Below are 23,731 nucleotides of genomic sequence, written 5' to 3' on the forward strand. Positions count from 1 at the left end.
ACTTCACTGCTTGTCGCATCCCGCAGCCACGCTTAATGTGGTCGCCCACTTCGCTGGAGCCTCCGTCCATGTGGTCCTTCCGCGCCTGGCAGCGCCAACGCATCCTTGCCCGCAACTCGGTCGCGCCTGAGCTGTGGCAGCAGGTGCTCGACAGCCTGCCGATACTCGATGGCCTGAGCGATGACGAGCTGAATCGCCTGCGTGAGCGCGCCGTGCTGTTCCTGCACGACAAGCGCCTGACACCGCTGGCCGGTATCGAGCTGCAGGCCGAGGACCGCCTGCGCCTGGCGCTGCAGGCGCAACTGCCACTGCTGCACCTGGCCGATCTCGGCTGGTATCGCGGCTTTCACGAGATCGTGATCTACCCCGACGACTTCCTCAGCCCGCAGAAGCACCGCGACACCGCCGGCGTCGAGCATGAATGGGACGCCGAACACAGCGGCGAAGCCTGGTTGCAGGGCCCGGTGATCCTGGCCTGGCCCGGGGTGCAGCAGAGTGGCGGCTGGGAAGCCTACAACCTGGTGATCCACGAGCTGGCGCACAAGCTGGACATGCTCAACGGCGATGCCAACGGCCTGCCGCCGCTGCACCGGCAGATGCGCATCGACGCCTGGGCCAGCGCCATGCAGCGGGCCTACGACGAGCTCGATCGCACGCTCGACGCCGACCCGGATGCCGAGACGCCGATCGACCCCTACGCCGCCGAGAACCCGGCAGAGTTCTTCGCCGTTACCAGCGAGTACTTCTTCAGCGCACCGGACGTGCTGCAGCAAGCCTTTCCCGAGGTCTATGCGCAGCTGGCGGAGTTCTACCGGCAGGACCCGCTAGCGCGCCTGCAGCGCCTGCAGGCCGAACACCCTGCCTACCGGGAACCTGCGTAGGCCGGGCGCGTCGAAGCCGGCGTGCATTGCACGCGACATTGCGCCTATAATCGCGCCCACTTTTTTCCGCCCCCAGGCCGCGCTGGCCGATCAGGAGCCCATCGTTCATGAGCTACAGCAAAGTCCCGGCTGGCAAAGACCTGCCGAACGACATCTACGTCGCCATCGAGATCCCGGCCAACCACGCGCCGATCAAGTACGAAATCGATCACGACACCGACTGTCTGTTCGTCGACCGCTTCATGGCCACCCCGATGTTCTACCCGGCCAACTACGGCTTCATCCCGCACACACTGGCTGACGACGGCGACCCGCTGGACGTGCTGGTCGTGACCCCCTATCCGGTCGCACCGGGCTCGGTCATCCGCTGCCGTCCGGTCGGCGTGCTGAACATGACCGACGAAGCCGGCGGTGACGCCAAGCTGATCGCCGTCCCGCACGACAAGCTGACCCAGCTGTACAAGGACGTGAAGGAATACACCGACCTGCCACCGCTGCTGATCGAGCAGATCAAGCACTTCTTCGAGAACTACAAGGATCTCGAGAAGGGCAAGTGGGTCAAGGTCGAAGGCTGGGAAGGCGCCGACGCCGCCCGTGCCGCAATCACCAAGGCGGTTGCGGCTTACCAAAAATAAGCCAACGCCACCCCCTGAAAGCCGGCCACAAGCCGGCTTTTTAATGCCTGCAATTCGGCACGCTTTCCTCTGGCTACGTCCCGTTCCCACGGCGCTCGCCGCCGCAGTTCTGTCGGCTCCCAAGTCGGGAACGACTTGATACAAATCAGCCTCTCAATCTGCATCGCTACGAACAGCGTTATCGCTAAGATTCGCCGCCCCGTGCAGCTGCGCGCGGAGGCTGACTGCCACCAGCCCGAGATTTCCGATGGAATCGCTCATCCAGCTTTTTTCCGAACCCACCACCTGGGTGGCCCTGGCCACGCTGATCACCATGGAGGTGGTACTCGGCATCGATAACCTGATCTTCATTTCGATCCTGACCAACAAGCTGCCGGAGCAGCATCGCGAGCGGGCCAGACGCATCGGCATCGGCCTGGCCCTGATCATGCGCCTGGGCCTGCTGGGGACCGTGGCCTGGATCGTCCAGTTGACCGAGCCGGTCTTCGAGGCGTTCGGCCATGCCTTCTCCTGGAAGGACATGATCCTGATCGCCGGCGGCCTGTTCCTGCTGTGGAAGGCGACCAAGGAAATCCACCACAGCATGGACCCGACGCCGGGCGGCGACATGTTCGAGGGCAAGTCGGTCGGCAATGCGGTCACCATGGGCTTCGGCTCGGCAATCGCGCAGATCCTGCTGCTGGACCTGGTGTTTTCCATCGACAGCATCATCACCGCCGTCGGCATGACCGACCATGTGGCCATCATGGTGGTCGCGGTAATCGTTGCGGTGACCGTGATGCTGGTGGCGGCCAACCCGCTCGCCAAGTTCATCAACGACAACCCGACAGTGGTCATGCTGGCCCTGGGGTTCCTGCTGATGATCGGCATGACCCTGATCGCCGAAGGCTTCGGCGCCCACGTGCCGAAAGGCTACGTCTATGCCGCCATGGCGTTCTCGGCGGGCATCGAGGTGCTGAACATGCTGGCGCGACGGGCCAAGCGCAAGCAGCTCGAAGGGGCGCGCTGACGGCTGTCTAGGTGCTGGTGAGCCGGGCACCGCTCGGCTCGCCTACCCGGCACAACCGTCTGGACGATTCTGCGGCGCCCGAGCGAGCGAGCACCTGCACGCCGGCCCCAGGACGAAGCCAGCTGCGTGGTTTTCGGCATGCCCAAGGAGGCCCTGCAGATCGGTGCCGCCCAGAGCACCGAGGCCCTGGAAAACCTGCCCAGGTTGATCACCGACTATGCCCGTGCCACTTGCCGGAGTTGAGCACGGTGCCGCTGCAGACGAGCGTCGCTGATGCGATTCAGCGCACCGCCGATACGTCACGCCTATATCCCCTGCTTTCGAAGGGATTCCCGTGACCGTACGGTTTCGCTATGGTGGCTAACAGGTATCACGGAGTGATCGCATGGTTCGGGGCTCAATCCTCTTGCTGTTGTTTGTCGCCTTGCTCGGCTGCCAGCCCGAATCGGATTCGATCCGTATCGGCAGCAACCGCTGGCTTGGCTATGCGCCGATCTATCTGGCGGACGATCTGGGCTGGACTGCCCCCAGTGGCATCCGCCTGGTGGAATACCCGAACACCACAGGTGTGCTGCGCGGCTTTCGCAACGGCATGCTGGACGCCGCCATGCTCACCCTCGACGAAACGCTGCTGCTGCAGGACAGCGCGGCGGAGCTCGACCTGGAGATCATTCTGGTCACCAACGTCTCAGCTGGCGCCGATGCGCTGTTCGCCCGCGCGCCGCTGACCAGCCTCAAGGACCTGTCCGGCCAGCGCATCGGCGTCGAAAACACTGCGCTGGGCGCCTACTTCCTGTCCCGCGTGCTGGATCAGGCCGGGCTGCGGATCGACGATCTGCAGGTGGTCAGCCTGCCGGTGCATGAGCAGGCCGCCGCCTTCGCCGCCGGCGAAGTCGACGCTGTCATCACCTTCGCTTCGGAGGGCCCTGCGCTGGAAAGCGAGGGCGCCCGGCGCATCTTCGACAGCCGCCAGCTGCCGGGCGAGATCGTCGACGTACTGGTGGTCGACCGGCAACGCGTCACCCGCGAGCAGCGTCGGCGCCTCCGGGCCCTCTGGTTCGATGCGCTGCGCACCTGGCAGGACAATCGCGGCGAAACCGATCCGCGCCTGCATGCGCGCCTGGGCCTGACGCCGATGGCATTGCAGGTCACCCTCGACGGCTTGTTGATGGGTGATCGCGCCGTCAACCGTGGGTGGTTCGACGAGGGCCAGTTGCAGCAGAGCATCGGCCAGCTCAGCCAGTATCTGCGCGAACGCCGGCTGCTCAACGGTTCGAACCCGGTCAATCTGATCGCTCGCTGCGAGGGCCCAACATGCTGACAAGTTTGTCGCTGCGTCGATCAATGCCCCTGCTGCTGGGCATCTTCGGTCTGCTGTTCACGGTCATGCTGACCGCCTGGCACCTGCCGACCCGTATCGAGGAAAACCTCGCCGGCTGGCGCAACCACACCTCGCAGCATCTTGCCCTGCTGCAGAGCAGCCTGAGCGATCATCGCCGCCTCGGCCGCAACGCCGAGCTGGAAACCGAGCTGGCCGATCTGGCCAGCCTGGAAGGCGTGCGCTGGGCGATGGTGATCGACCGTGGGCTACAGGTGATCGCCACGACCCAGCTGGGCCTGTCCCCCGAGCGCCTGACGCTGATCGATGCCGGTGAGCTCGCCAAGCAGGTGAACGGCGGCCGCGCGGGCTGGTTCGGCAAAGGCTCCAGGCAGCTGGCGATCTACCCGCTGGACCGCGTCGCCCAGGACGGCACGCCGCTGCGCGAAGCGCTGCTGGTGGCGTACGACTTCGCGCCGATGCTAGCGCAGACCAAGCGCGAGGCCTGGTTCTACCTCGTGCAAACGCTGGCCCTGCTGTTGTTGCTTGGCGTGATCCTCAACCGCCTCTACGGTCGCCTGCTGACACGCCGCCTGGCCCGCATCGACCAGGCCGCACGCCAGTTCGCCATCGATCAGCAACCGCAGAACCTGTCGGTCGGCGGCCGCGACGAGATCGCCCGGCTGGCCAGAACCCTCAATCGGATGATGAACCAGCTGCACGAGCGCCAACTGGCGCTCAGCGAAAGCGAGCAGCTGTTCCGCGACCTGGTGGACACCGCGCCGATCGGCATGCTGGTGGTCGACCGCGAGCTGCGCGTGCTGCAGGCCAACCCTGCGGCGGCAGCGCTGTTCGGCTGTACCCCGGCGGAGCTGCTGGGCAACCTGCCGAGTGATCGCCTGCTGGAAAGCGACGCCACCACCCGGCTGCTGAGCACCCCGGCGAACACGCCGCTGGAGCTGACCGGTCGCCGTCATGATCGGGAGGTGCCGCTGGAGATCAGCTGCACGCCATTCCAGCGCTACGGCGTTCGCCATTTCCTCGTGCTGCTGCGCGACATCAGCGACCGCCTGCGCGCCGAACAGCGCCTGCGTTTTCTCGCCCACTTCGATCCGCTGACGCAGCTGGCCAATCGCAACTACCTGGTGCAGCGCCTCGAACAGTTGCTCGCGGCGCGCCTGCCGCTGACACTGCTCTACCTCGACCTGGACCACTTCAAGCGCATCAACGACAGCCTCGGCCATGAGATCGGCGACAAGCTGCTGGTGCAGATCGGCGACCGCCTGGGCCGGCTGATGCCGGAGCATGCGCTGCTGTCACGCAGCGGCGGCGACGAATTCATGCTGCTGCTCGACGGCAGCGACCACGCCCGCGCCGAGCAGCTGGCCCAGTGCATCATCGAAGGCTTCCAGCCGCCGGTGCGCATCGGCCAGTACGAGTGCTACGTCAGCCCGAGCATCGGCGTTGCCATCAGCGACGGCCGGCACAGTGCCAGCGACCTGCTCAGGCAGGTGGACCTGGCGCTGTATTCGGCCAAGGACGCGGGGCGCAACTACACGGTCTTCTACAACGAATCCCTAAGCGAAGCCGCCGCGCAACGCCATGAACTGGAGCAGGCGCTACGCCGTGCACTGGATCACGACGAGTTCGTGCTCCACTACCAGCCGCAGGTCAACGCCCAGGGTGAACCGGAAGTCATGGAGGCCCTGCTGCGCTGGAACTCGCCGGAGCGAGGCCTGGTGCCGCCCGGGGTGTTCATCCCGGTGCTGGAAGAGAGCGGCATGATCATTGAGGCGACGCGCTGGGTGTTTCGCGAGGCCTGCCGACAGGCTTGTCGCTGGCACGCCATGGGGCATGCACTGCGCATTGCGGTCAACCTCTCGCCGCTGGACTTCCGCCAGGCCGATCTGGCCGGCAGCCTGCTGGCGATCCTCGCCGAAGAGGGTGCGTCGCCCGCCATGCTGGAGCTGGAGATCACCGAAAGCGCGCTGCTGGAGGCCGACGAGCATGTGCAGCAGACCCTCGGCCGTCTCAAGGCCGCCGGTTTGCCACTGCTACTCGATGACTTCGGCACCGGCTATGCCTCGCTGACGTACCTGCAGCGCTTCCGCTTCGATGGCATCAAGATCGACCGTGAATTCGTCAGCGGGCTGCCCGACAGCGAGCAATCGGTAGCCCTGGTGCGCGGCATCCTCACCATGGCCAGCCACCTTGGGCTGCAGGTGGTGGCCGAAGGGGTGGAGAACGAGCGCCAGGCGGCGTTCCTGCGGCTCAACGGCTGCCCCAGCCTGCAGGGCTTCCACTATGCGAGACCGCAGCCGGCAGCGCAGTGCCGTCTGCAGTTGAACGGCCGACCGATCAACCTGCAGCTGCCGCTGGACGGCTGATCGGCGGACGGCGTGCCAGCATTAAGCCTGCAATTGCGAAGCGTTCGCATCTGAGTTAGGTTCGTGCCCCCTCCCGGTGGCACGCACTCATGCGCAACAACAACAAGATTCCCGATGCCTGTCTGCAATGCTATGTCCATCACCGCCAACGGCTGGTAGCCCATCTGACCCGCCTCGGCGGCTGCCGAGCACTGGCCGAGGACCTGGCCCAGGATGCCTGGCTGAAACTGGCGCAGGTCATGCCCGAGCAGAGCCTCGCCAACCCCAAGGCCTATCTCTTTAGCATCGCCACCAATCTCTTGCGCGATGCCCTGCGCCATCGCGCGCTTGTCGGTGCCGGCGACGAGGCACCGCTGGAACTGATCGAGGCCGTGCAGGCCGACCCCTGCGGGCTGGTGGAACACCAGTGTGCGCTGCGATGCGTCCTGCGCCAGCTCGACGACTTGCCGCCACGCTGTCGCCAGGTGTTCGAACTGGCGCGGCTGGAAGGACTCAGCCAGGCGGAGATCGCCGAGCGCCTGGGCATTTCGGTAAACACCGTGATCGCTCAGCTGGCCAAGGCGCGCCAGCGGCTGGAGCGGCCGTAATTTTTCCTTCGACCCCGTAATGGTTTTTCCGCGCTGATTCGTCTTGCCTGTGCCCTTGCGCAATTGAGAGTAATTCTCGATTAACCGGCATCCTCGCAGATGCTTTCGTGCGGTCCAGCCGCCAGACAAGAAACCACCGAAGCCGCGAAAACGGCCTGTTCCGGGTCGCGGCCGCGCTCGGCCCGAGGAATGTGCATGACCCCGTCCAGTACCGTAGTGCCCTTCGCCCCCGGCCCCGCCAGCAGCGGGCTGTTCACCCGCAGCAATCACGATGACTACCGCCGGCTCCTGCAGCAGGGTCTGAACCTGGTGCAGCAGTGCCTGCAGCGTCAGCAGCAGCCGTTCAGCGGCATCCTTCCGCAGGAGCTGGCCGCCGACTTCGAACGCGTCGATCTCGAGCGCCCGCTGGGCGACGCCGGCGCCGCGCTGCGTGAGCTGGATCAGCTCTATCTGCGCGATGCGGTGTATTTCCACCATCCGCGCTACGTCGCCCATCTCAACTGCCCAGTGGTGTTGCCGGCGCTGCTCGCCGAAGTGCTGGTGTCGTCAATCAATTCCTCGCTGGACACCTGGGACCAGAGCGCCGGCGGCACGCTGATCGAACAACGCCTGATCGACTGGACCTGTGCGCGCATCGGCCTCGGCAGTCAGGCCGACGGCGTCTTCACCAGCGGTGGCACCCAGTCCAATCTGATGGGCCTGCTGCTGGCCCGCGAGCACCTCTGCAACCGCTTGCCCGGCCACGGCGGCAACCTCCAGCACGGGCTACCGCCGGACGCGGGCCGACTGCGCATCTTCGCCTCCCGCGCCAGCCACTTCAGCGTGCAGAAATCCGCCGCGCTGCTGGGGCTGGGCTACGACGCCGTGCGCAGCATCGAAACCGACAGCGCCCAATGCATGAGCGTGCCGGCGTTGGCCCAGGCGTTGGCGGACTGTCAGCGCCTGGGCGAGCTGCCCATGGCCGTGGTCGCCACTGCCGGCACCACCGACTTCGGCAGCATCGACCCGCTGCCGGAAATGGCCGCGCTGTGCCAGCACTACGGCGTCTGGTTGCATGTCGATGCGGCCTATGGCGGCGGCCTGCTGGTCGCGCCGCGCTACCGCGGCTGGCTGACCGGCATCGAACACGCCGACTCGGTCACCGTGGACTACCACAAGTCGTTCTTCCAGCCGGTCAGCTGCAGCGGCTTCTTCGTTCGCCAGCGTCAGCACCTGAGCTACATCACCCACCACGCCGACTACCTCAACCCGCGCAGCCAGACCCGCGAGGGCACGCCTAACCTGGTCAACAAGAGCATCCAGACCACCCGCCGCTTCGACGCGCTGAAGCTCTGGCTGACCCTGCGCATCCTCGGTGCCGAGCATCTCGGCGCGATGTTCGAGGAAGTCATCGACCGCGCCGCCGACACCCATCGCCTGCTCGCCGACGACCCGGCCTTCGAGGTCTTCGCCCCGCGCCTGAGCACGCTGGTGTTCCGCTTCGTCGCCGCAGGCGTGGCGGACGAGCGCCTGGACGAGATCAACCGCGAGATCCGCAAGGCCATCTTCCGCTCCGGCGCGGCGGTCATTGCCGCCACCGTGGTCGAGGGCCGGCAGTACCTCAAGTTCACCCTGCTCAACCCGGAAACCACGCTGGACGACCTGCGCGCCATCGTCGAGCTGATTCGTGGCCACGGCGCCCGCCTGCTCGACGACCGCCAACCAGTAGGAGATCGCTCATGAACAAGATCTACGACTTCATCGGCATCGGCATCGGCCCGTTCAACCTCGGCCTGGCCTGCCTGGCAGAGCCCATCGACGGGCTCGACTGCCTGTTCCTCGACCGCGCCGAGGGCTTCAACTGGCATCCCGGCATGATGCTCGACAGCGCCACCCTGCAGACGCCGTTCATGGCCGATCTGGTGACCCTGGCCGACCCCACCAGCCGCTTCAGCTTTCTCAACTATGCCAAGCAGGTCGGGCGGCTGTACGCCTTCTACATCAAGGAAGACTTCTTCCTGATGCGCCGCGAGTACAACCAGTACTGCCAGTGGGTGGTCGAGCAGCTCGACAGCCTGCGCTTCGGGCATTTCGTCCAGCACGTCGACTACCTCGACGAGCGTCGCTGCTACCGCGTGCGCGGGGTGCATGCGCGCAGCGGCGAGGGTTTCGAGTTCCTCACCCGCCGCCTGGTACTCGGCACCGGCACCACGCCCTATCTGCCGAGCTGCTGCGAAGGCCTGGCCGACCACGTCAGCCACAGCGGCAACTACCTGCAGGACAAGCCACGCCTGCAGGGCAAGCGCTCGATCACCGTGGTCGGCAGCGGCCAGAGCGCGGCGGAGATCTACTACGACCTGCTGCAGGAAATCGACCGCCACGACTATCAGCTGAACTGGATCACCCGCGCGCCGCGCTTCTTCCCACTGGAATACACCAAGCTGACGCTGGAAATGACCAGCCCCGAGTACATCGACTACTTCCACAGCCTGCCGCGCAGCACCCGGGAAAAGCTCATCGACAGCCAGAAGGGCCTATACAAGGGCATCAACGGTACGCTGATCAACGCCATCTACGACGAGCTGTACAACCAGAGCCTCAAGGGCGAGGTGCCGACCCAGCTGCTGACCAACGCCGAGCTGCGCCGCTGCCAGCGCCTGGCCGACGGCACGCTGGAGCTGGAGTTCTTCCAGCACGAACTGCAGCAGAGCTACCGGCACCGCTGCGAGGCGCTGGTGATGGCCAGCGGGTATCAGTACCGCCTGCCACGCTTCATCCAGCCGATCGCCGAACGCATCGTCTGGCAGGCGCCGGAGCGCTTCGCCGTGGCGCGCAACTACAGCATCGACCGCAACGGCGGCGAGGTCTTCGTGCAGAACGCCGGACTTGCCGATCACGGCCTGGTGACGCCGGATCTCGGCATGGGCTGCTACCGCAACGCCTGCATCCTGCGCGAGATCTGCGGGCACGAGCACTACGCGGTGGAGACGAAGATCGCCTTCCAGCAGTTCAGCCTGCCGCAGCCGCTCACGCCCCAGGGCGCGGTGGCGGCGCGATGACGCTGCGACGCGCACTGATCGGCATGACGCTGCTGGCCGTGCTCGGCGACAGCCTGCTGATGCCGTTCTACCCGCAATACTTCGCCGAGCGTTTCGGCGAGTTGCGCAGCGAGCAGGTCGGGCTGTACCTGGCCGCGGTGTGCCTGGTGGCGATGCTCGCACTGCCCGTGTGGGTGCGCCTGGCACGCCATGCCCACCCGCTGCGGCTGCTGATCCTCGGTCAGCTGGTAGCCGGCGTGCTGGCACTGGCCTGCGCGGCCATCGACCGGCAGTGGCTGTTCTGGCCGGTGTCGCTGGCGATGATCGCCTTCAAGGCCAGCTATCTGCTGATGTATCCCTACGTCATGGGCCTGGTAGGCACCGACCAGCAGGTACGCACCATCGGCCTGCTTTCGGTGGTGGTGCACCTGGGCGCAATCGCCGGCGCGACGCTGGGCGGCGGCGTGCTGCACTACCTCAGTCCGGCGCGGATGTTCGTGCTGATGGGGCTGATGGACTTCGTGCAGATGGCCGTCAGCCTGCTGCTGTTGCGCCATGCGCCGCAGCCGGCACGGGTCGATGCGAGCACGCCGCCACGGGCTGCGCAGGAACACCTGGCGATCATCCGCCTGTGCCTGCTGATGCTGGCTTTCTACTTCTGCGTCTACTTGGCGCGGCCGTTCTTCACGCTGTACTGGGAACAGCTCGGCGGACCACAGGCCAGCTGGATCACCGGCCTGGTCTATGCCATTCCCGGCATGCTGGCACTGCTCGCCCTCGCCCTGCACTACCACGCCGGGCAGCACCTGACCGCCTGGCTGCTGCTCGGTGCCGCCGGGCTGGCGTTGCAGGGCGTCGAGCAGATGCCGCTGGTGCTGGCCGGGCGCGTGCTGTTCGGCTGGGCGCTGTACCAGCTCACCGTGGCGCTGGATGCGCGACTGTTCGCCCTCAGCCGGCCGGAGCACTACGGCCGCGACTACAGCCTGATCAACATCTTCCAGAACCTCGGCGTACTCACCGCCTCCTGGCTGGCCGGCGTGGTGGTACGTGATGCCGGCCTCGCAGCGCCGTTCCTGCTCTCGGCGCTGGGCCTCGTTCTCACCGCATGCACCCTGCGCTGGCTGCTGGTTTCGGCACCGGCCGGGGCGCCTCTCTGTGGAGCCAAACCATGAACACCGCTCTTTCCCGCGCGGACGGTCCGCGCTTCGTCCGCTACTGCGCCCTTGGCGCGATGCACTTCGAAACCCTGCAACCCGAGCACCTGCCGCTGCTGCAGGACTGGCTGCGCCGCGACTACGCGCGCTTCTGGGGCATGGGCCACATGAGCCTGACGCAGCTGGCCGACTACGTTGACGAGATCCAGCGCAGCAGTCACCGCGACATCGCCCTCGGCCTGTGGAACGGCGAGCCGGCCTTCCTGTTCGAGGGCTACCACCCTGCCCACGACCGGCTCGCCGACCACTATCAGGTGCGCCCCGGCGACCGCGGCATGCACCTGCTGCTCGCCCCCTGCGAGCGCCCGGTGCACGGCTTCAGCCTGGAGGTGATGCGCAGCATCCTCGCCTATCAGTTCGCCGACCCTTTCGCCCGCCGCATCGTCGTCGAGCCCGACGCCCGCAACACCAAGGTACATGCGCTCAACCGCCGGGTCGGCTTCGTCTACCAGTGCCTGCTGCATCTGCCGGAGAAGGACGCCTGCCTGGCGTTCTGCACCCGTGCGCAGTTCCTCGCCACCCTTCAGGAGAACCCGCAATGAATCAGCTCGTACGCCTGCCGACCGCTACCAGCGACCTGGCCACCGACCATCTGCAAGCCGAACTCTGGGCCCGCGCCAATCGCCTGCTGCTGAAAAAGGCCCTGGCCGAGTTCAGCCACGAGAAGCTGCTCAGCCCCGAGCCGCTGGGCGACAGCCACTACCGCGTCGCCGTGCCGGACAGCTCGACCGAGTACCGCTTCAGGGCGCGGCGGCTGGCGCTGGATCACTGGTCGATCGCCACCGACTCCATCGAAAAGCTCAGCGACGGGGAACCACAGCCGCTGGATGCCCTTGCATTCATCATCGAGTTCAGCGACGTCCTCGGCCTTTCCGAAACCAACCTGCCGCTCTACCTGGACGAGATCAGCAGCACCCTTTTCGGCAGCGCCTACAAACTCGCCAACAGCCCGCTGAGCGCGGCCCAGCTGGCACTGTCGGACTTCCAGCAGATCGAGACCGGCATGCGCGAAGGTCATCCGGGATTCGTCGCCAACAACGGGCGGATGGGGTTCGACGCCCAGGATTACCGCGCCTACGCGCCGGAAGCCGCCAGCCCGGTGCGTCTGGTCTGGCTCGCCGTGCACCGCAGCCGCGCCAGCTACAGCGCCATCGACGGGCTCGACCAGGCGACCCTGCTGCGCGAGGAACTGGGTGGCCAGCTCGGCGTGTTCCACAACCAGCTGCAGGCTCTGCAGCTCGACCCGGACGACTATCTGCTGATGCCGGCGCATCCCTGGCAGTGGCACAACATCCTGGCCATCGGTTTCGCCGCGGAGATCGCCAACCGGCAGATCGTCTATCTCGGCCTGAGCAACGACCGTTACCTGGCGCAGCAGTCGATCCGCACCTTCTTCAACCAGAGCGAGCCGCAGCGGCGCTACGTGAAGACCGCCCTGTCGATCCTCAACATGGGCTTCATGCGCGGGCTGTCGCCCTATTACATGCAGGCGACCCCGGCGATCAACGCCTACCTCGCCGGCCGCGTGGCGCGCGACCCGCTGCTGCGCGGCTACGGCTTCCAGCTGCTGCGCGAGGTGGCGGCGATCGGCTATCGCAACCCTTACTACGAGCAGGCGCTGCCGGCCAGCAGCCCCTACCGCAAGATGCTCTCGGCGCTCTGGCGCGAGAGCCCGCTGGGCCACATCGAACCTGGCCAGCGGCTGATGACCATGGCCGCGCTGCTGCACAGCGACGGCGACGAGCGCGCCCTGCTGCCGACGCTGATCAGCGCCTCGGGACTCACCGCCGACCGCTGGCTGCGGCAGTACCTCAATGCCTACCTGAAGCCGCTGCTGCACTGCTTCTATGCCCATGACCTGGTCTTCATGCCCCACGGCGAAAACCTGATCCTGGTGCTGGAAGACCATGTGCCGGTCCGCGTGCTGATGAAGGACATCGGTGAGGAAGCGGTGATCCTCGATGCCGAGGCGAAGATTCCCGAAGCGGTCGGCCGTCTCGCCGTCTCGGTGCCGGACGAGCTCAAGGTGCTGTCGATCTTCACCGACGTGTTCGACGGCTTCTTCCGCTACTTGGCGCAGATTCTCGACGAACAGGGCGGCCTGCCGGAGCAGCGCTTCTGGCAGCAGGTCGCCGACTGCATCGCCGACTACCAGGCCAGCCAGCCGCAGCTGCGCGACAAGTTCGCCCGTTACGACCTGTTCGCCGAGGAATTCGCCCGCTCCTGCCTGAACCGCCTGCAGCTGGGCAACAACCGACAGATGCTCGACCTCGCCGATCCGGCCGGAGCGCTGAAATTCGCGGGCACCCTGAAGAACCCCGTGGCGCGCTATGCACCGGAGCGCTGAAGCGCGCTGGCCGGCCACGGATTCGCTGGGCAGCCTGCTGCTGCGCCTGCGTCGCGTGCTGCCGGGCCTCGATGGCCGGGTCGGCGCACCCCGCGCCGACGAGCTGACGCTGGAGCATCCGCAGTCTGTGGCCAGGCTGCTGGCGCACTGGAGGGAGGCCTGGCCGGTAGCGGGCCGCCACTACTGGGCGGCGCGCTGCTGGACGCTGCTGGTCTGGCAGCCCATCTACCTGCAGGTGCTCGCGGTGCGCCTGGCCGGCCAGGCCCCGTGTCTGGACGGCCTGGCGCAGGGCGTCGAACAGGGCTTCGTCGCCGGGTTCTGCCTGCCCGATCACCAGCCACTGCAGGGCGAGCCCCGGCGCCTGCTGCGCCATGCCGGCGCCCAGATCCGTGGCTTCTGTGAACAGGCCCAGGCCGTCAGCGGGCCGCTGCTCGGGCTGCACCCCAAACTGGCGCAGAGGCTGGCGGCCGACTGCGTCATGGCCGCACTGCTGCATAGCCAGCGCCTCGACGGTTGCGGCAACCTGCAACTTTGCCGGGCGGCTGACGTCTGGCTGGCGGCTTGCGCCATGTCCGGCGCCAGCGGCCTGCTCGCGGTACCGCTGGCCGAAGGCGGTACGCGCCTGGGCCTGCAGCGCAAGGCGTGCTGCCAGCACTTTCGCCGCGCCGATGGCGAACTCTGCGACAGCTGCCCGAAGCTGCCGCTCGCCGAACGGGAAAGGCGACTGCGCGAGCAGGGCCACTGAGCGGCGGCGCGGGTTGCAGGGCACTCCGCCGACCTACGCAGGTCGATACACATCACGCGGGCAAACCTTGTGGCTGCCACTGGCGTTTCTTTGCTAATGTCGCGCCCGTTTCCGACTCGCCGCCGACGACAGGTTCCCGCCATGGCCCGCAAGAAAGCTGCACTCGATTTCGAACAATCCCTTGCCGAGCTGCAACAGCTGGTGGAGCGCCTGGAGAGCGGCGAGCTGTCGCTGGAAGACTCGCTGACCTGCTTCGAACAGGGCATCGGCCTGACCCGCGACTGCCAGGCGGCACTGAGCCAGGCCGAGCAGAAGGTGCAGATCCTGCTGGAACGCGACGGCAGCCTGCAGGAAGCCCCCTTCGAGTCGGACCCCGAAGCATGATGATCGGCGACTACCAGAAAGGCTGTCAGCAGCGCGTCGACGGCTGCCTCGAAGCCCTCTTCGTCTCGCCGCTGCCGCAGCTCGAGCGGCTCTACCAGGCCATGCGCTACAGCGTTATGAACGGCGGCAAGCGCGTCCGCCCGCTGCTGGTCTACGCCGCCTGCGAAGCACTGAACGGTGACAAGGCCAGCGCCGACGGCGCCGCCTGCGCGGTCGAGCTGATCCATGCCTATTCGCTGGTGCACGACGATCTGCCGGCGATGGACGACGACGACCTGCGCCGCGGCCAGCCCACCACCCACAAGGCCTTCGACGAAGCCTGCGCCATCCTTGCCGGAGACGGCCTGCAGAGCCTGGCCTTCGAGGCCATGGCCCAGGCCGAACACAATCCGCAGGACGCGGCGCTGCGCCTGCGCATGTTCGCCGTGCTGGCGCGCGCCGCCGGGCCGGCTGGAATGGTTGGCGGCCAGGCCATCGACCTCGGCTCGGTGGGCCTCAAGCTCGATCGCGATGCCCTCGAGCTGATGCACCGGCACAAGACCGGGGCGCTCATCGAGGCCAGCGTGCAACTCGGCGCCCTCGCCAGTGGCCGTGCCGATGCCGACAACCTCGCCTCGCTGAGCCAGTATGCACGCGCCATCGGCCTGGCCTTCCAGGTCCAGGACGATATTCTCGACGTGGAAAGCGACACCGCGACGCTCGGCAAGCACCAAGGCGCCGACATCGCCCGGGACAAACCGACCTACCCGGCCCTGCTCGGCATGGACGCGGCCAAGGCCTACGCACTGGAGTTGCGCGACCAGGCACTGCACGCCCTGCGGCCGTTCGATACCGCCGCCGAGCCGCTGCGCGAGCTGGCGCGCTACATTGTCGAACGACGCAATTGACCTTTCGCCGAAATCGCAGTCAAACCCCTACCGGACCCGGGGCCGTTCTTATCGAGGGGCCCATCGGGTAAACTGCCGCTCTTTTTTCCAACGACAACGATCCGCCTGATGCCCAAGACGTTCTATGAGATTCCTCGGGTGCGCCCCGCGACGCCCGTTCTTGACCGAGCGGCGACCCCCGAGCAGCTGCGCCGACTGGGCGAGGCGGAACTCGAAGAGCTTGCCAACGAACTGCGCCAGGAGCTGCTGTACAGCGTCGGCCGCACCGGCGGGCACTTCGGCGCCGGCCTCGGCGTGATCGAACTGACCATCGCCCTGCACTACGTCTACGACACACCGGACGACCGGCTGGTCTGGGACGTCGGCCACCAGGCCTATCCGCACAAGATCCTCACCGGCCGCCGCGAGCGCATGGGCACCCTGCGCCAGAAGGACGGCCTGGCCGCCTTTCCGCGCCGGGTCGAGAGCGAGTACGACACCTTCGGCGTCGGTCATTCCAGCACCTCGATCAGCGCCGCCCTGGGCATGGCGGTCGCCGCGCGTCTGAAAGGCGAGCAGCGCAAGTCCATCGCGGTGATCGGTGACGGCGCACTGACCGCCGGCATGGCCTTCGAGGCGCTCAACCACGCCCCGGAAGTCGGCGCCAACATGCTGGTCGTGCTCAACGACAACGACATGTCGATCTCGCGCAACGTCGGCGGCCTGTCCAACTACCTGGCCAAGATCCTCTCCAGCCGCACCTATTCGAGCATGCGCGAAGGCAGCAAGAAGATCCTCTCGCGCCTGCCAGGCGCCTGGGAAATCGCCCGCCGCACCGAGGAATACGCCAAGGGCATGCTGGTGCCTGGCACCCTGTTCGAGGAACTGGGCTGGAACTACATCGGCCCCATCGACGGCCACGACCTGCCGACCCTGATCGCCACCCTGCGCAACATGCGCGACCTCGACGGCCCGCAGTTCCTCCATGTGGTGACGAAGAAGGGCAAGGGCTTCGCCCCGGCCGAGGCCGACCCCATCACCTGGCATGCGATCAGCAAATTGGAACCGGTGGGCGCGCCGCCAGCGCCGAAGAAGCCCGCGGGGCCGAAATACTCCAACGTCTTCGGCCAGTGGCTGTGCGACATGGCCGCCGCCGACCCGCGTTTGACCGGCATCACCCCGGCGATGAAGGAAGGCTCCGACCTGGTGGCGTTCAGCGAACGCTATCCGGACCGCTACTTCGACGTCGCCATCGCCGAGCAGCACGCGGTCACCCTGGCCGCCGGCATGGCCTGCGAAGGCATGAAGCCGGTGGTGGCGATCTACTCGACGTTCCTCCAGCGCGCCTACGATCAGCTGATCCATGACGTCGCGGTGCAGAACCTCGATGTGCTGTTTGCCATCGACCGCGCCGGCCTGGTCGGCGAGGACGGCCCGACCCATGCCGGCAGTTTCGACCTCTCCTACCTGCGCTGCATCCCCGGCATGCTGGTGATGACGCCCAGCGACGAGAACGAGATGCGCCGCATGCTCACCACCGGCTACCACTTCGAAGGCCCGGCCGCGGTGCGCTACCCGCGCGGCAGCGGCCCCAACGCCAGCATCGAGCCGGCCCTGGAACCGCTGGAAATCGGCAAGGCCGTGGTGCGCCGTCAAGGCAGCAAAGTGGCGCTGCTGGTGTTCGGCGTGCAGCTGCCCGAGGCGCTGCAGGTCGGTGAGGCGCTGGACGCCACGGTGGTCGACATGCGCTTCGTCAAACCACTGGACGAAGCCCTGCTGCGCGAACTGGCGGGCAGCCACGAGCTGCTGGTGACGGTCGAGGAGAACAGCATCATGGGCGGTGCCGGCAGCGCGGTGGCCGAGTTCTTAGCCGCCGAAGGCGTACTGCGACCGATCCTGCACCTGGGCCTGCCGGACTACTACGTCGAGCACGCCAAGCCCAGCGAAATGCTCGCCGAATGCGGCCTGGATGCCGCCGGTATCGAAGCGGCGGTGCGCAAGCGTCTGGCGGCACTCGGCAAAGCCTGAGGTCGTTTCGGTGGATGGGTGGAGCGTCATCCACCCTACGTTTGACGCAGCCGTAGGGTGGAAAACTGCGAAGCATTTTCCACGGGTGGCCATCCGTCTTTTACACGCCTGCCCCACCCCTGAACCTACACCGTGTTCACGGCGCTGCGGTGGATGGGTAAAGCGTCATACACCCAACGTCTGACGCGGCCGTAGGGTGGAAAACTGCGAAGCATTTTCCACCAACCAGCGCCTCGACCATCTCCTCCGCGCATTCACCGCAACAGCAAATCCCCCTCGATCGGCACATAACGCGTCGCCGCGCGAATCAACGACTGCGCGGTGAGCCCCGGCACGCCGTAGGCAGTGGCCTCGACGCCAGCAGCGCGCACCCGTTCGAGCAGCAGGTCGAAATCACCGTCACCAGATGCCAGCACCACCTCGTCGACCCGCGCAGCTGAATCCAGCACATCGATGGTGATACCCACGTCCCAGTCGCCCTTGGCCGAGCCGTCGCTGCGCTGGATATAGGGCTTGAGCTTCACCGTGAAGCCAAGGTTGCGCAGTATCTGCTGGAACTGCTGCTGACGTGCGTCACCGCGCTCGATGGCGTAGGCATAGGCCTCCACGATGCTGCCGCGCCGGCTGACATCGGCCCACAGCGCCGAATAATTGAAATGACAGCCATGGGCCTGGCGCACGGTGTAGTAGAGGTTCTGCACATCAACGAACAGGGCGATCTTCTTCACGCGGCAGCCTGAAATCTGAATGGACCGCCAGTATGGACGGCGACATCGCGCATGTCCCGTCCTTGCCGCATCCGTTACAGTGGCGCCCCGAAACGACTACCTCACCTTCGGTCTGCAATGAACGTTCTTGCCATCCTGCGTGACGCCTGGTTCTTCTACTCCCGTCACTTCCTGACCATCGTCCGGCTCTGCCTGCCGCTGATCCTGCTCGAAAGCGCGACGCGCCTGGCGCTCGATCACTGGCTCGGCGAAGACGTGCTGCCCGCCCTGGACCTGCTGGTGGGCCTGATCTTCTATCCGCTGTACGTTGGCGCGCTGATCCTCTTTCTGGACGCGCGCAGCCGTGGCCATGATCCGGCTCTGGGCGCGGTCTATGCCCGGGCGCTGCCGTTGTGGCCGGCGTTGGCGGTGCTCTCGGGGCTGGGCACGCTGTTGATCCTGCTCGGCGCCTCGCTGTTCGTGCTGCCGGGCATCTGGGTAATGGTCAAAATCGCCTTCGCCGAGTACCTGCTGGTCTTGCGCGGGCTGACACCGCTGGCAGCGCTGAAGCAGAGCTTCCTCCTCACCCGCGGGCATTTCCTGCTGATCCTGGGCTGTGTGATGACCGTGCTGTTGCCGGTCTGGATGCTCGAGGTCTGGATCGCCGCTCAGCTGTTCGCCGAGCAGACGCCGCCACTGCTGCCGGCAATGCTGCTGGATGGCGTGGTCGGCCTGCTGCAACTGCTGCCGACCATCATGCTGTTCCGCTGCTTCATGCTCTGCAGCGAACCGCCGGCAAGGCAGTCGGAGCCCGGCTGAGTCGCCGTTCGGCTGGTCCCGCGGCCAGGCGCCGATGGCCTGCTAGGCTTGCTTGGCCATTCAAGGAGAACGCACCATGGCCGAACAGAACCCCAGCATCCTTTCCCACATTTCCCTGGGCAGCAATCGCTTCGACGAGGCGGTTGCCTTCTATGACCAGGTCCTCGCCACCCTCGGCTGCAAACGCATCCTCGAACACCCGGGTGCGGTCGCCTGGGGCCGCGAATACCCGGAATTCTGGGTCCAGCGCCCGTTCGACGGCGGCACGGCCTCCGTCGGCAACGGTACCCATGTAGGCTTCTTCGCCGCCGATCAGGCTGCCGTGGATGCCTTCCACCGAGCCGCCATTGCCGCCGGCGCGGTCGATGAAGGCGCCCCGGGGCCACGGCCGGAGTATGGCGAGCCCTATTACGGGTGCTTCGTCCGTGATCTGGATGGCCACAAGATCGAGGCGGCCTACTGGGACGCCGCGCTGATGGAGCAGCTCTACGGCAGCGGCGAGTGACCGCGGAGCATCAGGTTCGACTGCCGAGCAGCCGTGGCAGCAGCAGCTGCTGGTACAGCCGCGGACACCAGCGCGCCAGCAGTCGCGCCTTCCAGTCGAGATTGGAGTGCACCAGCAGCGGGCGCCGACGCAGCGCGCCCTGGTAGATCGCCTCGGCGACATCCTGTGGCGAGGCGACCCGGCCGATGTCCAGCACCGGCGACGGCGCGGTGGAGCCGTCGCCGACCAGCACGTTCTTGCGCAAGTCGGTGGCGGTGTAACCGGGGCAGACCAGCATCACATGCACCCCGGTATCGCTCAGCTCGCCGCGCAGCGTCTCGAACAGCCCGTGCAGTGCGTGTTTGCTGGCGTTGTAGGCGGCGCGGTTGGGCACCGGGGCATACTGCGAAAGCGAGCTGAGCACGATGATCTGCCCGTCCCGGGCGATCAGGCTGGGCAGTGCCGCCTGGGTGCAATGCAGCGCGCCGTAGAAGTTCACCGCCATCACCCGCTGGAACACCGCCAGACTGGTGCTCGCCACCGGGCTGCGATGGGTAATGCCGGCATTGTTGACCAGCACATCGATGCCGCCATAGCGCTCAATCACCAGCGTCACCGCGCGCTGCACCGCCTCGGCATCGCTGACGTCGCAGCACAGCCCCAGCGCTTCGGCGTTGTGGTGATCGGCCAGGTGCTGCACCAGGCCATCCAGCGCATCCTGATGCAGATCGAAGATCACCAGCCGCGCGCCGGCCTGGGCCATACGCACCGCCAGGGCACGGCCGATTCCGGCGCAGCCACCGGTGATCAGCACCAGTTTGCGGTTGAACACCTTGCGATCGAACACCTTGCGCTGCATATCTTTACTCCTCGCCCGCGACATCGCGCCTTGCCTTGAGCATAGGTCGAGATAAGCAGACATACCTCACGCCGCCGCAATATGCCTCATGGACAACGGCGCAACGCCTGCGCATGCTTGCCGGAACAGCGCAAGCCAGTGATCGATCCTTTGAAAGCATTCCTCCAATTGGGCGTGGCCCTGCTCTGCAGCCTGTCTGCCGTGGCGATGGCAGATTCCGTTTCGCCACGAGTCCTCAATATCGGCTATTACGAATTCGCGCCTGCCATCTATACCGACGCCCACGGCACGGCACGCGGCGAGCTGGCCGAGCTGACCCGCCGCGTGGCGCGCCAGGCCGGCTATGAGGCACGCTTCCGTCCGCTGCCCAGCGCGCGCCTGTATGCGGCACTGGAAAACGGCAGTATCGACGTCTGGCCAGGTGCCCGGGGCAAGCCTGAGCTCACCGCGCATACCCTGGAGGGGCGGCATACCCTCAGTCAGATCAACCTCAACCTGTACCACCGTGCAGGCACACCGGCGCCGCGCATTCCCGAGGATCTGGCCGGCAAGTCGCTGATCCTGATCGGCGGCTACAGCTACTGGCCGAACGTCAACACGATGCTCGAGAACCCGGCGCTCGATCTGCGCCTGCTGCGCACCAGCAACCACCTTTCGGCGCTGGAAATGCTGCGGCGCAAGCGTGGCGACTATCTGCTGGACTATCAGATTCCCGTGGAGCAGGCCCGGCAGCGGCTGCAGATGGAAGAGCTGCCCTACCTGCGCCTGACCCAGGTGCCGATCCACTTCATCGTTTCGCGCCACGCGCACGACGCCGAAACCATCGTCGATGCACTGGACCAGGCCTACGAAACGCTGCGCCAGGCCGGCGAAGACCTCAGCCTGCCCTCCGACTGAGCCTCACTGCCCGCGGGGCTTGGCCCGGGCGGTGGGCTCGGCGACCAGCGGATCGTCCGGCCAGTAGTGCTTGGGGTAGCGCCCCTTCAGATCCTTCTTCACCTCGGCATAGGTATTGGCCCAGAAGCTCGCCAGGTCCTGGGTGACCTGTACCGGCCGGCGCGCTGGCGACAGCAGGTGCAGCTTGACGACCTGCCGGCCGCCGGCGATACGCGGCGTGTCGGCCAGGCCGAACAGCTCCTGCAGGCGCACCGCCAGCACCGGCGGCTGCTCGCTGTAGTCCAGCCTGATGCGCGAGCCGGAGGGCACCGTCACGGCCACCGGTGCCTGCTCCTCCAGGCGCTGCGGCAGCGGCCAGGGCAGCAGGGTGGCGAGCATCGCGGCGAGATCCAGCTGGGCGAAGTGCGCCAGCCGCGTGACCTTGCCCAGGTAAGGCAGCAGCCAGTCCTCCAGGCGTGCCAGCAGCGCGGCGTCGCTGACATCCGGCCAGTCGCTGATGCCACCCGCAGCCAGATCGAGCTGGCGCAGCAAGCCGATACGCGCCTGCCACTGGCGCAGCTCCGGCGTCCAGGCCAGCAGTTCCAGCCCCTTGCGCCGCACCAGGGCGAGCAGTGCCTTGCCGCGTGCCGCTTCATCCAGCGTCGGCAGCGGTTCACGACCGAGCACCAGCTCGCCGACCCGCCGCTGTCGCTCGGCGCGCAGCACGCCCTCGCGCTCGTCCCATTCCAGCTCGTCACGCACGACGACCTGCTCGGCCAGCGCCCCCTCGAACAATGCCGCGTCCAGCGCCACGGCGCGATAGATGCGCTCCTCACGCTGGCCCTGATGGCTGCCCAGCTCGGCGATCACCAGCCACGGCTCCTTCATCAACTGGTCCGGCTCGCCGAACTGCGCCGCGCGGCCGTTGGCCAGCCGATAGCCACCGCCGCCCTCGCGGCGCTGTCGGGCCACCCGGTCCGGATAGGCGAAGGCCAGCAGCGCGGCCAGCGCGTGTTTCTCATCGAGTTGAGCAGCCGGCGCCGCCGCGGCACCGCGCAGCAAGCTGCGAAACTGCCGGGCCATCTGCCGGACGCGCTGTACCCCAGCACCACGACCATCCTGCAACTGATGCAGGCGCAGGGCGAGATCGGCTCCGCCGCCGCGCTGCCCGCCGGGTTGAATGTCACGCTCGACCAGCAGCGCCGCGACATCCGCCGCCAGCGCGCCAATACCCAAGCCATGCCCGCGCAGCAGCATGTGCGCCAGGCGCGGATGCACCGGCAGCCCGGCCATCGCCTGGCCGTGGCGGGTCAGCTGCCAGCCGCCGTGCTCGCTGCGCTGCAGCGCACCGAGGCGCTCCAGCAGGGCCTGCGCCTGGCCGTAGGCGGCGGTCGGCGGACGATCGAGCCAGGCCAGCTCGTCCGGCTCGACACCCCAGCGCGCCAGCTGCAGCGCGACGCTGGCGAGATCCGCCTGGAGAATTTCCGCCTCACCGTAGGCCGCCAGCTGCCCGTGCTGCTCCTCCGACCACAGCCGGTAGCAGGCGCCCGGCTCCAGCCGCCCGGCCCGCCCCGCCCGTTGCGTGGCCGAGGCGCGGGAGATGCGCCGGGTTTCCAGGCGGGTCATGCCACTGCCGGGATCGAAGCGCGGCACCCGCGCCAGCCCGGCATCCACCACCACGCGCACGCCTTCGATGGTCAGGCTGGTCTCGGCGATATTGGTCGCCAGCACCACCTTGCGCAGGCCCGCCGGTGCCGGCTCGATCGCCGCGCGCTGCTGGGCCAGCTCCAGCTCGCCGTGCAGCGGGCAGAGCAGAATGTCGCCGCGCCCCTCCAGCTGTTCGGCCAGCGTCTCGTTCACCCGGCGGATCTCCGCCTGCCCGGGGAGAAACACCAGCACGCTGCCATGCTCGTCCTGCAACGCCTGCAGCACCGTCTGCACCACACGCGGTTCGATGCGCTCGCCCGGCGCCAGCGGCCGGCCCCAGCGCTGTTCCACCGGGTGCATGCGACCCTCGCTGCGCACCACCGGCGCATCGTCGAGCAACGCCGACAGGCGCTGGCCCTCCAGCGTCGCCGACATCAGCAGCAGCTTCAGCGGCTCGTCGCGCAGCAGCTGACGCGCATTGAGCGTCAGCGCCAGGGCCAGATCCGCATCCAGGCTGCGCTCCATTCGTCGAAGATCACCAGCCCGACGCCTTCCAGTGCCGGATCGTCCTGCAGGCGGCGCGCAAGGATGCCCTCGGTGACCACCTCGATGCGGGTACTCGGCCCGACCTTGCTGTCCAGGCGGATGCGGTAACCCACCGTCTCGCCGACCCGCTCGCCGAGCTCGCTGGCCAGGCGTTCGGCGGCGGCGCGGGCGGCCAGCCGGCGGGGTTCGAGCATGATGATGGTCTGCCCGGCCAACCAAGTTTCGCCGAGCAGCGCCAGCGGCACGCGGGTGGTCTTGCCGGCGCCGGGCGGCGCCTCGAGCACGGCTTCGTCGCGCTGCTGCAGAGCCTGGCGCAACGCCGGCAGGGCTTCGTCGATCGGTAGGGAATTCATGAGCACTCGCTTCGGGCAGACG

General features: G+C 67.0%; 20 protein-coding genes and 2 pseudogenes. 19 read left to right on the forward strand and 3 right to left on the reverse strand.

Features of this window, described 5'->3' with window-relative positions; genetic code table 11:
- Positions 1-68 precede the first annotated feature (68 nt).
- From HZR81_RS00990 to dxs, 16 genes and pseudogenes are all read left to right on the forward strand, one after another.
- Positions 69-881, forward strand: a complete 813-nt coding sequence (locus tag HZR81_RS00990; protein WP_200597570.1) for a M90 family metallopeptidase — start codon at positions 69-71, stop codon at positions 879-881.
- Between the two features lie 107 nt (positions 882-988).
- A complete protein-coding gene (gene ppa, locus HZR81_RS00995) occupies positions 989-1,516 on the forward strand; it encodes an inorganic diphosphatase (protein WP_063541497.1) in 528 nt (175 codons plus the stop codon).
- A 247-nt stretch (positions 1,517-1,763) separates the two neighbouring features.
- The gene (locus tag HZR81_RS01000) at positions 1,764-2,525 is read left to right on the forward strand and encodes a TerC family protein (protein WP_102838714.1); all 762 of its coding nucleotides are present in this window, start codon (positions 1,764-1,766) and stop codon (positions 2,523-2,525) included.
- A 108-nt stretch (positions 2,526-2,633) separates the two neighbouring features.
- Positions 2,634-2,768 (forward strand): annotated as a pseudogene (locus tag HZR81_RS01005) (chemotaxis protein CheB); the annotation flags it as partial.
- Positions 2,769-2,910: 142 nt separating this feature from the next.
- Positions 2,911-3,846 (forward strand): ABC transporter substrate-binding protein, encoded by a 936-nt coding sequence (locus tag HZR81_RS01010; protein ID WP_200597568.1) that lies wholly within the window; start codon positions 2,911-2,913, stop codon positions 3,844-3,846.
- The gene (locus HZR81_RS01015; RefSeq protein WP_200597565.1) at positions 3,840-6,230 is read left to right on the forward strand and encodes an EAL domain-containing protein; all 2,391 of its coding nucleotides are present in this window, start codon (positions 3,840-3,842) and stop codon (positions 6,228-6,230) included. The genes HZR81_RS01010 and HZR81_RS01015 overlap by 7 nt, the downstream gene beginning before the upstream one ends.
- A gap of 89 nt (positions 6,231-6,319) precedes the next feature.
- On the forward strand, positions 6,320-6,817 hold the full coding sequence (locus tag HZR81_RS01020; protein WP_095461275.1) for an RNA polymerase sigma factor: 498 nt from the start codon (positions 6,320-6,322) through the stop codon (positions 6,815-6,817).
- Between the two features lie 195 nt (positions 6,818-7,012).
- A complete protein-coding gene (locus HZR81_RS01025) occupies positions 7,013-8,539 on the forward strand; it encodes a pyridoxal phosphate-dependent decarboxylase family protein (protein WP_200597563.1) in 1,527 nt (508 codons plus the stop codon).
- Positions 8,536-9,855 (forward strand): lysine N(6)-hydroxylase/L-ornithine N(5)-oxygenase family protein, encoded by a 1,320-nt coding sequence (locus tag HZR81_RS01030; RefSeq protein ID WP_200597561.1) that lies wholly within the window; start codon positions 8,536-8,538, stop codon positions 9,853-9,855. The genes HZR81_RS01025 and HZR81_RS01030 overlap by 4 nt, the downstream gene beginning before the upstream one ends.
- Positions 9,852-11,006 (forward strand): MFS transporter, encoded by a 1,155-nt coding sequence (locus HZR81_RS01035; RefSeq protein ID WP_200597559.1) that lies wholly within the window; start codon positions 9,852-9,854, stop codon positions 11,004-11,006. The genes HZR81_RS01030 and HZR81_RS01035 overlap by 4 nt, the downstream gene beginning before the upstream one ends.
- Positions 11,003-11,590, forward strand: coding sequence for a GNAT family N-acetyltransferase (locus HZR81_RS01040; RefSeq protein WP_013984116.1), 588 nt, complete (start codon positions 11,003-11,005; stop codon positions 11,588-11,590). The genes HZR81_RS01035 and HZR81_RS01040 overlap by 4 nt, the downstream gene beginning before the upstream one ends.
- Entirely contained in the window at positions 11,587-13,395 is a 1,809-nt protein-coding gene (locus HZR81_RS01045; protein ID WP_500127082.1) for an IucA/IucC family protein, read from the forward strand. The genes HZR81_RS01040 and HZR81_RS01045 overlap by 4 nt, the downstream gene beginning before the upstream one ends.
- On the forward strand, positions 13,379-14,140 hold the full coding sequence (locus HZR81_RS01050; protein WP_500127083.1) for a siderophore ferric iron reductase: 762 nt from the start codon (positions 13,379-13,381) through the stop codon (positions 14,138-14,140). The genes HZR81_RS01045 and HZR81_RS01050 overlap by 17 nt, the downstream gene beginning before the upstream one ends.
- Positions 14,141-14,281: 141 nt before the next feature.
- The gene (locus tag HZR81_RS01055) at positions 14,282-14,524 is read left to right on the forward strand and encodes an exodeoxyribonuclease VII small subunit (RefSeq protein WP_003283056.1); all 243 of its coding nucleotides are present in this window, start codon (positions 14,282-14,284) and stop codon (positions 14,522-14,524) included.
- Positions 14,524-15,411 (forward strand): polyprenyl synthetase family protein, encoded by an 888-nt coding sequence (locus HZR81_RS01060; RefSeq protein ID WP_500127253.1) that lies wholly within the window; start codon positions 14,524-14,526, stop codon positions 15,409-15,411. Before HZR81_RS01055 ends, HZR81_RS01060 begins: the two co-directional genes overlap by 1 nt.
- 108 nt (positions 15,412-15,519) lie before the next feature.
- Positions 15,520-17,418 (forward strand): 1-deoxy-D-xylulose-5-phosphate synthase, encoded by a 1,899-nt coding sequence (dxs, locus tag HZR81_RS01065; protein WP_500127084.1) that lies wholly within the window; start codon positions 15,520-15,522, stop codon positions 17,416-17,418.
- 254 nt (positions 17,419-17,672) lie between these two features.
- Here dxs and HZR81_RS01070 read toward each other — a convergent pair whose 3' ends face one another.
- Positions 17,673-18,146 carry a LabA-like NYN domain-containing protein gene (locus tag HZR81_RS01070; RefSeq protein ID WP_500127085.1) on the reverse strand — a complete coding sequence of 158 codons (474 nt, stop codon included), beginning with the start codon at positions 18,144-18,146 and terminating at the stop codon, positions 17,673-17,675.
- Between the two features lie 117 nt (positions 18,147-18,263).
- Here HZR81_RS01070 and HZR81_RS01075 point away from each other — a divergent pair, with 117 nt between their 5' ends.
- Positions 18,264-18,944 (forward strand): YciC family protein, encoded by a 681-nt coding sequence (locus tag HZR81_RS01075; RefSeq protein ID WP_125875678.1) that lies wholly within the window; start codon positions 18,264-18,266, stop codon positions 18,942-18,944.
- A 76-nt stretch (positions 18,945-19,020) separates the two neighbouring features.
- Positions 19,021-19,449, forward strand: a complete 429-nt coding sequence (locus tag HZR81_RS01080; RefSeq protein WP_011914724.1) for a VOC family protein — start codon at positions 19,021-19,023, stop codon at positions 19,447-19,449.
- Positions 19,450-19,459: 10 nt separating this feature from the next.
- Here the strand turns inward: HZR81_RS01080 and HZR81_RS01085 are convergent, their stop codons facing one another.
- A complete protein-coding gene (locus HZR81_RS01085) occupies positions 19,460-20,287 on the reverse strand; it encodes an SDR family oxidoreductase (RefSeq protein ID WP_110775827.1) in 828 nt (275 codons plus the stop codon).
- Positions 20,288-20,368: 81 nt separating this feature from the next.
- Between HZR81_RS01085 and HZR81_RS01090 the strand changes: the two genes are divergently transcribed.
- A complete protein-coding gene (locus tag HZR81_RS01090) occupies positions 20,369-21,184 on the forward strand; it encodes a substrate-binding periplasmic protein (RefSeq protein WP_200597549.1) in 816 nt (271 codons plus the stop codon).
- A gap of 3 nt (positions 21,185-21,187) precedes the next feature.
- Here HZR81_RS01090 and hrpB read toward each other — a convergent pair.
- A pseudogene (gene hrpB / locus HZR81_RS01095) lies at positions 21,188-23,709 on the reverse strand (ATP-dependent helicase HrpB).
- Positions 23,710-23,731: the final 22 nt, after the last annotated feature.

Origin of the sequence: Pseudomonas sp. LM13, assembly GCF_041381355.1 — a bacterium.
Lineage (GTDB): Bacteria > Pseudomonadota > Gammaproteobacteria > Pseudomonadales > Pseudomonadaceae > Stutzerimonas > Stutzerimonas frequens.

Excerpts from the sequence above, each read along its gene's own strand:
- HZR81_RS00990 (WP_200597570.1), top strand. The coding sequence starts at position 69 with ATGTGGTCCTTCCGCGCCTGGCAGCGCCAACGCATCCTTGCCCGCAAC.
- ppa (WP_063541497.1), top strand. The coding sequence starts at position 989 with ATGAGCTACAGCAAAGTCCCGGCTGGCAAAGACCTGCCGAACGACATC.
- HZR81_RS01000 (WP_102838714.1), top strand. The coding sequence starts at position 1,764 with ATGGAATCGCTCATCCAGCTTTTTTCCGAACCCACCACCTGGGTGGCC.
- HZR81_RS01010 (WP_200597568.1), top strand. The coding sequence starts at position 2,911 with ATGGTTCGGGGCTCAATCCTCTTGCTGTTGTTTGTCGCCTTGCTCGGC.
- HZR81_RS01015 (WP_200597565.1), top strand. The coding sequence starts at position 3,840 with ATGCTGACAAGTTTGTCGCTGCGTCGATCAATGCCCCTGCTGCTGGGC.
- HZR81_RS01020 (WP_095461275.1), top strand. The coding sequence starts at position 6,320 with ATGCGCAACAACAACAAGATTCCCGATGCCTGTCTGCAATGCTATGTC.
- HZR81_RS01025 (WP_200597563.1), top strand. The coding sequence starts at position 7,013 with ATGACCCCGTCCAGTACCGTAGTGCCCTTCGCCCCCGGCCCCGCCAGC.
- HZR81_RS01030 (WP_200597561.1), top strand. The coding sequence starts at position 8,536 with ATGAACAAGATCTACGACTTCATCGGCATCGGCATCGGCCCGTTCAAC.
- HZR81_RS01035 (WP_200597559.1), top strand. The coding sequence starts at position 9,852 with ATGACGCTGCGACGCGCACTGATCGGCATGACGCTGCTGGCCGTGCTC.
- HZR81_RS01040 (WP_013984116.1), top strand. The coding sequence starts at position 11,003 with ATGAACACCGCTCTTTCCCGCGCGGACGGTCCGCGCTTCGTCCGCTAC.
- HZR81_RS01045 (WP_500127082.1), top strand. The coding sequence starts at position 11,587 with ATGAATCAGCTCGTACGCCTGCCGACCGCTACCAGCGACCTGGCCACC.
- HZR81_RS01050 (WP_500127083.1), top strand. The coding sequence starts at position 13,379 with ATGCACCGGAGCGCTGAAGCGCGCTGGCCGGCCACGGATTCGCTGGGC.
- HZR81_RS01055 (WP_003283056.1), top strand. The coding sequence starts at position 14,282 with ATGGCCCGCAAGAAAGCTGCACTCGATTTCGAACAATCCCTTGCCGAG.
- HZR81_RS01060 (WP_500127253.1), top strand. The coding sequence starts at position 14,524 with ATGATCGGCGACTACCAGAAAGGCTGTCAGCAGCGCGTCGACGGCTGC.
- dxs (WP_500127084.1), top strand. The coding sequence starts at position 15,520 with ATGCCCAAGACGTTCTATGAGATTCCTCGGGTGCGCCCCGCGACGCCC.
- HZR81_RS01075 (WP_125875678.1), top strand. The coding sequence starts at position 18,264 with ATGAACGTTCTTGCCATCCTGCGTGACGCCTGGTTCTTCTACTCCCGT.
- HZR81_RS01080 (WP_011914724.1), top strand. The coding sequence starts at position 19,021 with ATGGCCGAACAGAACCCCAGCATCCTTTCCCACATTTCCCTGGGCAGC.
- HZR81_RS01085 (WP_110775827.1), bottom strand. The coding sequence starts at position 20,287 with ATGCAGCGCAAGGTGTTCGATCGCAAGGTGTTCAACCGCAAACTGGTG.
- HZR81_RS01090 (WP_200597549.1), top strand. The coding sequence starts at position 20,369 with ATGCCTCATGGACAACGGCGCAACGCCTGCGCATGCTTGCCGGAACAG.